At 72.9% G+C, this 8,861-nt stretch carries 11 protein-coding genes; 7 read left to right on the top strand and 4 right to left on the bottom strand.

Annotated features, from left to right (window positions below; genetic code table 11):
• The coding region (locus tag QM633_RS05520) for a hypothetical protein (RefSeq protein ID WP_415152731.1) at positions 1 to 890 on the bottom strand (890 nt) is incomplete at its 3' end.
• A 140-nt stretch (positions 891 to 1,030) separates the two neighbouring features.
• Here QM633_RS05520 and QM633_RS05515 point away from each other — a divergent pair.
• Positions 1,031 to 1,678 carry a DUF1707 SHOCT-like domain-containing protein gene (locus QM633_RS05515; RefSeq protein WP_415152730.1) on the top strand — a complete coding sequence of 216 codons (648 nt, stop codon included), beginning with the start codon at positions 1,031 to 1,033 and terminating at the stop codon, positions 1,676 to 1,678.
• Between the two features lie 31 nt (positions 1,679 to 1,709).
• Here the strand turns inward: QM633_RS05515 and QM633_RS05510 are convergent, their stop codons facing one another.
• On the bottom strand, positions 1,710 to 2,138 hold the full coding sequence (locus tag QM633_RS05510; RefSeq protein WP_415152729.1) for a hypothetical protein: 429 nt from the start codon (positions 2,136 to 2,138) through the stop codon (positions 1,710 to 1,712).
• Positions 2,139 to 2,196: 58 nt separating this feature from the next.
• Here QM633_RS05510 and QM633_RS05505 point away from each other — a divergent pair, with 58 nt between their 5' ends.
• Both QM633_RS05505 and QM633_RS05500 read left to right on the top strand, forming a co-directional pair.
• Positions 2,197 to 2,871 (top strand): MBL fold metallo-hydrolase, encoded by a 675-nt coding sequence (locus QM633_RS05505; RefSeq protein WP_415152728.1) that lies wholly within the window; start codon positions 2,197 to 2,199, stop codon positions 2,869 to 2,871.
• 48 nt (positions 2,872 to 2,919) lie between these two features.
• On the top strand, positions 2,920 to 3,987 hold the full coding sequence (locus tag QM633_RS05500; protein WP_415152727.1) for a carboxylate-amine ligase: 1,068 nt from the start codon (positions 2,920 to 2,922) through the stop codon (positions 3,985 to 3,987).
• A gap of 39 nt (positions 3,988 to 4,026) precedes the next feature.
• On the opposite strand, the gene QM633_RS05495 is transcribed toward QM633_RS05500, so the two are convergent.
• Positions 4,027 to 5,382 carry a threonine/serine ThrE exporter family protein gene (locus QM633_RS05495; RefSeq protein WP_415152726.1) on the bottom strand — a complete coding sequence of 452 codons (1,356 nt, stop codon included), beginning with the start codon at positions 5,380 to 5,382 and terminating at the stop codon, positions 4,027 to 4,029.
• Between the two features lie 110 nt (positions 5,383 to 5,492).
• On the opposite strand from QM633_RS05495, the gene QM633_RS05490 reads away from it, so the two are divergent.
• From QM633_RS05490 to QM633_RS05480, 3 genes are read left to right on the top strand one after another with little or no spacing between them, the layout of a single operon-like run.
• Positions 5,493 to 5,918 (top strand): MarR family winged helix-turn-helix transcriptional regulator, encoded by a 426-nt coding sequence (locus tag QM633_RS05490; protein ID WP_415152725.1) that lies wholly within the window; start codon positions 5,493 to 5,495, stop codon positions 5,916 to 5,918.
• Positions 5,915 to 6,154, top strand: coding sequence for a zinc ribbon domain-containing protein (locus QM633_RS05485; RefSeq protein ID WP_415152724.1), 240 nt, complete (start codon positions 5,915 to 5,917; stop codon positions 6,152 to 6,154). The genes QM633_RS05490 and QM633_RS05485 overlap by 4 nt, the downstream gene beginning before the upstream one ends.
• Positions 6,147 to 6,494: a hypothetical protein gene (locus QM633_RS05480; RefSeq protein WP_415152723.1), complete on the top strand. Its 348-nt coding sequence runs from the start codon at positions 6,147 to 6,149 to the stop codon at positions 6,492 to 6,494. Before QM633_RS05485 ends, QM633_RS05480 begins: the two co-directional genes overlap by 8 nt.
• Positions 6,495 to 6,627: 133 nt before the next feature.
• On the opposite strand, the gene QM633_RS05475 is transcribed toward QM633_RS05480, so the two are convergent.
• The gene (locus tag QM633_RS05475) at positions 6,628 to 7,917 is read right to left on the bottom strand and encodes an MFS transporter (RefSeq protein ID WP_415152722.1); all 1,290 of its coding nucleotides are present in this window, start codon (positions 7,915 to 7,917) and stop codon (positions 6,628 to 6,630) included.
• An 85-nt stretch (positions 7,918 to 8,002) separates the two neighbouring features.
• On the opposite strand from QM633_RS05475, the gene QM633_RS05470 reads away from it, so the two are divergent.
• Positions 8,003 to 8,674 (top strand): TetR/AcrR family transcriptional regulator, encoded by a 672-nt coding sequence (locus QM633_RS05470; protein WP_415152721.1) that lies wholly within the window; start codon positions 8,003 to 8,005, stop codon positions 8,672 to 8,674.
• Positions 8,675 to 8,861 lie beyond the last annotated feature (187 nt).

Here is an 8,861-nt window from a genome sequence, read left to right as displayed (position 1 = left end):
GCTTCGGCCCGTTCGGCCTCCGCCTCGACCTCGCGGCCCGCCGCGGCCAGGGCGTCGGCCAGCCCGGCCCGGGCGGAGGGGAGGAACTCGTCGTCGCCGAACGCCTCCAGCAGCGCGACCCCTGCGCGCCGGACGGCGATGCCCCCGGTGGGATCCCCGCTGGCGTCCAGCCGTTGCGCGTACGGCTCATGGAGGGCGGCGACCGGTGCCGCCGCGACCTTCCGGACGGCAGGGCGGGACCCGCGGCCCACCCCGTCCACGGCGCGGGCGTGCGCAGCCAGGGCCAGCTGGTGGTGGGCGAGGGAGGACTCCGGGCGCCCGGCCGCCCACCTCGCGTCGGCGACGGCGAGATGGGTGGCGACCGCCAGATACGGCTCGGCAGCGGCCGGGGCGTGAAGCCGCCGCTCCGCCGCATCCGCCCAGGCGTTGGCCTGCGCAGGGTCCGCGTCCAGCAGCGCCCGGGTGCGGGCCAGGAGCGTCCAGACGACCACCCTGGTGGGCAGGTTCTCCGCCAGCGGCAGCCTGGCCACCTGGCCGCGCCAGGCGTCGAGCCCGTCGAGCGTGCGGCCGGCGGCCTCGGCCTGACCGAGTCCGGCCTGCACCGCGGCGAGCTGTGCCGTGGCGGTGACGTAACGGACGGCGTCCGGCACCGACGCGTAGGGACCCGACGGTCCGCGGGTGGCCAGCAGGCGTGCCGACAGCACGACCGACTCCGGCGCGTCGGTGGCCGCCTCGGCGAAGTCCCACGCGAGGAGGCGGCGCGCCGTGAGCTCCACCAGCGCCGCGGCCAGTTCGTCGGCGCGCTGCGGGTCTGAGGTCGCCGCGACCCGCAGCCGCTTCACCGCGGAGGCGAGCTCGCGGCGCCGGGTCTCGCTGTCTTCCAGTGTCATCCCTGCCCATCCTGCCGCACCGGCGGGTGGTGCCGTGGTCCCGCGTGCCCTCGAGGGCGATGATTCCGGGACGGACCCGGCACCTGCGCCTGCCTGCACGGACGGGGAGGGCGTACCGTCGGCGCCAGGAGGTGTCCGCGATGACCCAGTGGGAGAACCTTCCCGAACCCGCCCCGCAGTCGGAGCCCGCTCCCGCCGTGGCGTCGTGGTCGGGGTTCAGCGCCGATCCGCGGGTGCCGGCGAACCAGCCCCTGCGCGCGTCCGACGCCGACCGGGACTTCGCGACCCGGTTGATCCGGCAGTCCGGGACCGAGGGTCGCCTGGACGCCGCGGAGGCGGAAGGACGTGTCCTCGCCGTGGCCCGCTCGCGGACCTTCGGCGAGCTCGCGCCGCAGGTCGCCGACCTGATGGTGGCCGGTGCCGTCCAGCAGGTTCCACAGCGGTCCCGCAACCGGTTCGCCCGCGCCGCACTGCGGGGCTGGCTGGGGCTGGCGATGCTCTTCAACGCGATCTGGCTGATGACCGTCCTCACCACCGGTCACCGGCTCTACTACTGGCCGATGTGGCCGATGCTGGGTACGGCGATCCCGGTCGTGATGGCACTGTCCTGGCAGGGCTCCGATCGTTCGGACGAGCGGCGCACGGCGCGCGACGGCCGGTGGGAGGAGCGCGACGAGCGCAGAAGCCTCCGGCACTCCCAGCGGGACCAGCGGCGTGCGCTCCGCCGCGGGGACCCGCCCGTCCTGCCGCCCGGGCCGCGGCCACCGGGGGACGACGACCTGCGTTGAGCACGCCGGACACCGACGCGGCCGTCCATGCTCAGTCGGTGATCCTGTGCCCGGAGGCGAGGTAGCTGCGGGCGCGGCGTTCGGAGGCGCGGGAGAGCCACGCGTCCTCGACCACCTCCGCGAGCTCGAGGCGGGTCAGCTCGCCGAGCCGGCTCAGCCGGATCAGGACCGCGTCGTACCCGTCGAAGTGCGCGGTCGTGAAGAAGGGGGTGGCGGGGTCCTGCACGAGGGACTGCTTGGCGTCCTCGCCGTCCACCCGCAGGATCACCACGTCGTCGTACCGCTCACCGGTCACCGGGTCGACGGCGTCGGGACGCGGCGTCCGGAAGTAGACGAACGATTTCCGCCCCACCTGGTAGATCGGGTTGCCGGACGGGCCGTGCACGAGCTCGACGTGCGGCAGCGCACGGGCGAGGTCGTGGAGGTCGTGCTCGGCCGCTGCGGCGGCGGGTGCGTCCATGCGCCCACCCTGCCAGCCGCCGCCGACAACCGCGCGACCGCTGGGCAGATGTGCTTGCATGGGACTCGGGAGGTCCGTCGTGGAGAAGGTCGAGCTTCCGGGGCTGGTGCTCCGCCGTGCCGCGGTCGGGGGCATGGACAACAACGTCTACCTGTTCACGTCCGTGGGCGGTGCACAGCTGCTGGTCGATGCCGCCGCCGAGCCGGACACGATCGAGGCGCTGCTGGACGCCGCCTCCGCCGACGCCGCGGAGCCGCACCTGCAGTACCTGCTGACCACGCACTCCCACCACGACCACATCGGCGCGCTCGCCGCGGTCGCGTCCGCCCACCCCGAGGCCGCCGTACTGGCCGGGGACGCGGATGCGGACGCGATCACCGCGGCGACCGGGGTCCCGGTCACGCGCCGGCTGCGGGACGGGGACGTGCTCGCCCTCGGCGATCTCGAGGTCGCGGTGATCGGGCTGCGCGGCCACACCCCCGGCTCGGTGGCGCTCGGGCTCGCTCCCGCCGGGGCGCCGGCGCAGCTGGTCACCGGGGACTCGCTGTTCCCCGGCGGCGTGGGGAACACGGGCCGCGACGCCGGGCGCTTCGCACGCCTGTTCGCCGACGTGGTCGCCCGAGTCTTCGCCCGCTATCCCGACGAGACGGTGGTGTGGCCGGGCCATGGACTGCCGACCACGCTGGGTGCGGAGCGTCCGCACCTGGCCGAGTGGGAGGCCCGCGGCTGGTGAGGCCGGCCGGCGGGTTCCCTGCGGGCTCGCGGCGGGTAATGACCGGGCATGCGGACGGTGGGGGTGGAGGAGGAGTTCCTGCTGGTGGACGCCCACGGCTACCCGGTGGGCGTCGCCGGCGCTGCGGCGGACGACGCCCTCGTGGAGCTGGAGCTGATGGAACAGATGGTGGAGACCGGCACGTCGCCGTGCCTCGACGCGGGCGACCTCGCCGAGCAGTTGCGCCAGCGCCGGTACGTCGCCGCGCGGTCGGCCGCCGACGCCGGCGCCCGCTTGGTGGCGGTCGCCACCTCGCCCCAGCCGGTGCGCAGCAGCGTCACCGCGACCGCCCGCTACCAGCGGATCCTCGCCGAGTTCGGCCTGACCGCCCGCGAACAGCTGACCTGCGGCTGCCACGTCCACGTCGGGGTGGCGGACGCGGACGAGGGCGTCCTCGTCCTCGACCGGATCGGGCCGTGGCTGCCGACCCTGCTGGCGCTGAGCGCCAACTCCCCGTTCTGGCAGGGCCAGGACAGCGGGTACGCCAGCTACCGCTCGCAGGTGTGGCGGCGGTGGCCGACGGCCGGCCCGAGCGACCCGTTCGGCAGCCCGGACGCCTACGCCGCGGTGCTCGAGGGCCTGATCGCGAGCGGGGCCGCACTCGACTCCGGGATGGTCTACTTCGACGCCCGGCTGTCCCAGCGCTACCCGACCGTCGAGGTGCGGGTGGCCGACGTCTGCCTGCGCTCCTCGCACGCCCTGCTGCTCGCCGTCCTCGCCCGGGCGCTGGTCGAGACGGCGGCGCGGGGCGAGCTGGCGGCCGGCGTGACGGCAGGCAGCCGGGCAGAACTGCTCCGCGCCGCGGCGTGGCGGGCGGCGCGCTCCGGCCTCCAGGGGGCGCTGGTTCACCCGCTGACGCTGCGTCAGGACCGGGCCGGGGTGGTGGTCGAGGCACTGCTCGAACAGCTCCGCCCGGTGCTCGCCGAGCAGGCGGAGTGGGAACTCGCACAGGTCCTGTGGACGGACGTCCGCGCCCGCGGCACAGGGGCTCAGGAGCAGCGCGGCTGGGCCTCCGGCGGCCTCAGCGAGGTGCTCCGGCACGCGGCGGACGCGACCCTGGCGACCCGCAACCGCTGAGCCGCCGCGATGGGTCGCCGCGGCGGGTGAGCGGCGTGCTCATCTCCCCCTGCGGTGGAACAGTCGCCCGACCAGATGCCAGGTCGTGGGCGGGTTCGCCCGGGTGAACGCCCATTCGGGGTCGGTCAGCATGCGGGCCCCGGCCAGCCCGGCGACCATCGCGATCGCGGCCAGCACGGTGGCCACGCCGTTCTGCATGGCCTGCACGACGTCGGCCTGGTCGAAGTAGATCAGCGTCCGAAGCGCGGAGGCGCCCGGGATCGAGACCAGCACCGTCGGCACGGTCATGATGATCTTCTCCATGTCGAACAGGCGCGCGGCCAGCGCGCAGAGCAGGCCCATGATGAAGCAGCCGATGAACGTGGCCACGTGGGTCTTCACGCCGTGCTCGAGCATCAGCAGGCGGGGCACGTTGCCGACCATCGCCGCCACCCCGGACGCGAGCGCCATCCGCCACGGCGAGTTGAACATCATCGCCCAGCCGAACACGGCGAAGAAACTGGCGGCCAGCAGGGCGAGCCAGACCGCTGCCGGGGAGCCGTCCAGCGCGGGCACGATGTCCGGGGAGACGCCGCTGATCGTGACGATCGTCCACACCCCGATGGTGATCGACAGCAGCACCATCGCCGCGTAGGCGAGCCGGGGGACACCGGCGAGCAGGTCGATCCGGGTGAGGTCGAGGCCCGCGGTGACCAGCGGGAAACCGGGAATGAGGAAGATCGCCGCGCAGACCAGGCCGGCGGCCATCCGCGGGCTGGGGGCGCCGAAGCCGAGGTCGAGCAGCCGGGTGAAGGCGAGGTACAGGCCGGTGGCCGTGGCGGCGGCGATGAGGACGACCGCGAGATGGTTCAGCTGGAACCCGGTGAGGGTTCGGTGCAGCCAGTAGGCCAGCGCGGACGCCGGCAGCACGGCCAGCACCTCGCGCCAGCCGCCGTTGGTGAGCACGGTGATGGACGCGCAGGCGAGCGCCACCAGCATGACCAGCAGCCAGGCCGGATAGAGCCGCGGCGTCCGCTCGATCCGGTCGAGCATCGCGTCCACCTCTGCCACCGTGGCGCGGGACGGGAGGTTCTGGGCGAAGTCCTTCACCATCGCGATCCGGTGCGCGTTCACCCCGGGCGCGGTGATCTCGGCGACCTGGGTGCGGAAGATCCCGCGGCGCTGCACGGTGAGGACGATGTCGGTGTAGGTGACCTGGGCCCTGACCCGGCCGATGCCCACCGTTCGGGCGACCGCCTGCATGACCTCGCGGACCCTGAGGCCGGAGGTTCCCGCGCCGAGCATCAGGATGCCGGCGCGCAGCACCACGTCCGAACGGCGGATCAGGTGCCGCGGCTCCAGGGCGTCCTCGTGCTCGTGCTCATCGAAGGTGGGCTCGCTCTCCTCGCTCTCCACAGGGGCAACGCTACGGCAGCGCGGCTGCCGGCACCCGCCGGCCGGTCCTGCCGAGACCGCCGGGACTCATCGGGATTGACGATGAATCCCGGCGGATCGACGATGAAGCCGTGACTGCCGCCGACGCCTTCTGTGAGGCCTTCCCGGCCACGTTCCTTGCCTTCCACCGCAGGGACGGGCGCCGCAGCGAGCTCACCAATGCCTCGCGCGCCGTGCTGCAGCACCTGGCCCTGACCGGACCGGTGTCGATCGGCGAGGCTGCCAAGCACCTGGAGCGGGCCCAGTCGGTGGTGAGCGACATCGTCAGCCAGCTCGAGGGCCACGGCCTGCTCGAACGAGAGCCGGACCCGGACAACCGCCGTCGCACCCTGGTCTGGCTGACCGAGCAGGGCTTCGAGCGACTGCGGGCGGACGCGGACGTCCTCGACCGCCGGTTGGTGGCCGAGGCCATGGACCACCTGGACGAGACAACCAGACGCGGCTTGATCGAGGGGCTGAACGCCCTCGTCGCGGCCGCAGGAAGGGAACCGAGATGACCACCCTGAGTTGCGAGAGCTGCGGCATGCCGATCGAGTCGGGCCACTACTGCCAGTTCTGCACGGACGCCGACGGCAACCTGCAGGACTTCGACACCCGCTTCGAGAAGATGGTCGCCTGGCAGGCCCGCCGCAACCCGGAGGCGTCCCGCGAACAGCTGGAGGCCGAGACTCGCGCCCACATGGCGACGCTCCCGGCCTGGCGCAACCATCCGAAGCTGGTGGGACGTGCCTGAGCCCCGCGGCATCGACAACGTGTTCGTCGACGTGGCCGACCTCGACGACGGCGTGGCGTGGTACGAACGGGTCGCGGGCCTGCGGGTGAAACTGCGGACGCCCGACATGGCCGTGCTGGAGGTCGGCGGCGACGTGGCCGGCGTCGTGCTCGTGCGATCGGAGTCGGTGACCCCGGCAAGGCTCTGGTTCGAGGTCGTGGACGCTGCGGCCGTCGCGGCAGAGTTGTCCACGGTGACGTTCCCCATTCCCACCGGGCTCACCACCCGGATCACCGACCCCTGGGGCAACGAGATCGGGTTCACCGACTACACGCTGCGTCCCGAACTCGCGCGTCCCTGAGCTGGCGCCGGGCAGGCCGGGGGCGGCCACACCGGGGACGCGTCGAGGGGCCCGAGCGTATCTGCACACTCGATCGCCCTGCTGGCTGCTCAGAGCACCGGAAGCGGATCGAGCGCGCAGATCCGATCGGGGCTCAGCCTTCCGGCAACGCGCGCAGGCTGCGCAGCGGGGTGGCCAGCACCCACACCGACGCGCACGCGAGCAGCACCGCGCTGACCACCAGCGCCGGGATCGAGCCGAACACCTCGCCCACGGCACCGCCGATCACGGAGCCGAGCGGCATGCTGCCCCACTCGATGAACCGCAGGGTGCCGAGCACTCGCCCCCGCGCGTGCTCGGGCGCCAGCAGTTGGCGGACGCCGGCAGCGAGCACCGTGAAGGCGAGCATTCCCGCGCCCATCACAACGGAGCCGGCGAACACCACCACCATGGACGCAGGGGACGAACCGCCGACGACGGCGAACAGTCCCAGGCCGAGGGCGGCCAGGATCGGCCCGCCGACCAGCACCGTCCCCGTGCCGACCCGGGCGGCCACGGGCGAGACCGTGATCGCTCCGATCGCGCCGCCCACCCCGAAGGCGAGGAAGACGAAGCCGATCATGCCGGCGTCCAGCCCCAGTCGGGTCGCCAGGTAGAACATCAGCACGGCGAACGCCGCGTTCATGGCGATGCTGAGCATGGCCGCGCCACCGGCGACGCCGACGAGTCGGGAGTCCCTCCGCACCAGCGACAGGCCTTCCTTCACCTGGGCCCAGCTGGCTTCGTCCTCACTGGGCCGGTGCCGCTCCGGCGTCCGGATGCTGGCGATGCTCAGCGCGGACACGACGTAGGAGCAGGCGTCCACGAGGATCGCGACCGGCGCCCCGACGAGCCTGATCAGGATGCCGACGAGACCGGGCGATCCCACCGCGGCCAGTGAGGTGCTGGTCTGCAGGGCGCCGTTCGCTGCCACCGTCCGCTCGCTGTCGACGAGTTCGGGCAGCTGGGCCTGGCAGGACACGTCGAAGACGATGTTCCCCACGCCGACCACGAAGACGACCACGCACAGCTGCGCGAAGGTGAGCCGGCCGCCGATGGCCGCGATCGGGACGCTGACCACGGCGACGGCCCGGATGATGTCGGAGAGCACCATCAGCCGGCGCCGGGCGTGGCGGTCGACGAACACGCCGACCCACAGGCCGAGCAGCAGGTAAGGAAGGTTGTCCAGCGCGCCGAGCAGGCCCATCGCTCCGGGCGTCGCGCCGAGCAGCGTGACGGCGATCAACGGGACGGCGATGAACGTGACCTGTGAGCCGACGGCGGAGACGCTCTGGCCGAGCAGCAGGCGTCCGAAGCTTCCTGACGCCCACCACGGCCTGCCTCCGGTGCGATCCGACGAGTCGAGGACCCCCTCTGCGGGCGCCTCGACGACCTGATCTTCCATGATTCTCCCCCATGATCAGCCTTACGGTGTAAGGCGACGCCATCAGGGTAGGCTTACGCCGTAAGGCTGTCAAGAAGGGACGCGAATGGCTCGGACGAAGCGGCCGCTCACCAGGGACGCCATCGTGGACGCGGCGCTCGCGCTGGTCGATGAGGGCGGGCTGGAGGCGCTCAGCATGCGCGCGATCGGAAGCCGGCTGGGCGTCCAGGCGATGTCGCTGTATCACCACGTGCCCAGCAAGGCCGCGTTGCTCGACGCGCTGCACGAGCGCCTGATCCTCTCGATCGAACTCGGTTCGTTCGACGGTGAGTGGACGGACGTGCTCCACAGCCTTGCCCACGCCTATCGCGCGGTGGCGCTGGCCCATCCGCAGTCGTTCGTGCTGCTGGCCACGCGTCCGCTGGCGACGCCTGCGGCGATCGCGCACGTGGCGCCGCTGCTGGACGTGCTGGCCGCCCCGGGTTTCGGGGTGCGGCAGCGCCTGCTGATCATGAACATCTTCTTCACCGCGCTGAACGGCATCCTGTTGGCCGAGGTCGCCCCCGTCCCCGGCCACTCGGACGTGCCGGAGCCCGACACGGAGGCCGTCTACCGCGAGCTGCGGGACGCCGGTGACGGCGCGACCGTCGGCGGCGCCGACCTCGTCGAGTTCATCGACCGGGACGTGAACAAGCTCTCGATCGCCGCCTGGTTCGACGAGGCGATCGAGCTCATTCTCCACGGCCTGCGGACCATGGTTCCCGACCCCGCCGACTGATCCGCTCGCCCTACCTGCCTGACTCCCCGGCCGCAGACGCTGCCGAAAAGCGCAGAAGCCACCGAAATTTCGGGAGCGCGGACGAGTTTCGGCAGCGTTTGTGAGGAAGGGCGGGGGAGGGGGTCAGGTCGGGCGGGGGCGGCGAGAGGAGGGGAAGGGCGAGGGCGGCGGACGCAGGGAGCCCCAG

This window comes from Propionicimonas sp., from assembly GCF_047606205.1.
GTDB lineage: Bacteria > Actinomycetota > Actinomycetes > Propionibacteriales > Propionibacteriaceae > Propionicimonas.
Note: the sequence above shows the minus strand (reverse complement) of the source record. Positions and strands in the feature narration are given on the sequence as shown.

Bases quoted from the DNA above. Each gene is read 5' to 3' on its own strand.
- QM633_RS05515 (WP_415152730.1), top strand. From the start codon at position 1,031: ATGACCCAGTGGGAGAACCTTCCCGAACCCGCCCCGCAGTCGGAGCCC.
- QM633_RS05510 (WP_415152729.1), bottom strand. From the start codon at position 2,138: ATGGACGCACCCGCCGCCGCAGCGGCCGAGCACGACCTCCACGACCTC.
- QM633_RS05505 (WP_415152728.1), top strand. From the start codon at position 2,197: ATGGGACTCGGGAGGTCCGTCGTGGAGAAGGTCGAGCTTCCGGGGCTG.
- QM633_RS05500 (WP_415152727.1), top strand. From the start codon at position 2,920: ATGCGGACGGTGGGGGTGGAGGAGGAGTTCCTGCTGGTGGACGCCCAC.
- QM633_RS05485 (WP_415152724.1), top strand. From the start codon at position 5,915: ATGACCACCCTGAGTTGCGAGAGCTGCGGCATGCCGATCGAGTCGGGC.
- QM633_RS05475 (WP_415152722.1), bottom strand. From the start codon at position 7,917: ATGGAAGATCAGGTCGTCGAGGCGCCCGCAGAGGGGGTCCTCGACTCG.
- QM633_RS05470 (WP_415152721.1), top strand. From the start codon at position 8,003: ATGGCTCGGACGAAGCGGCCGCTCACCAGGGACGCCATCGTGGACGCG.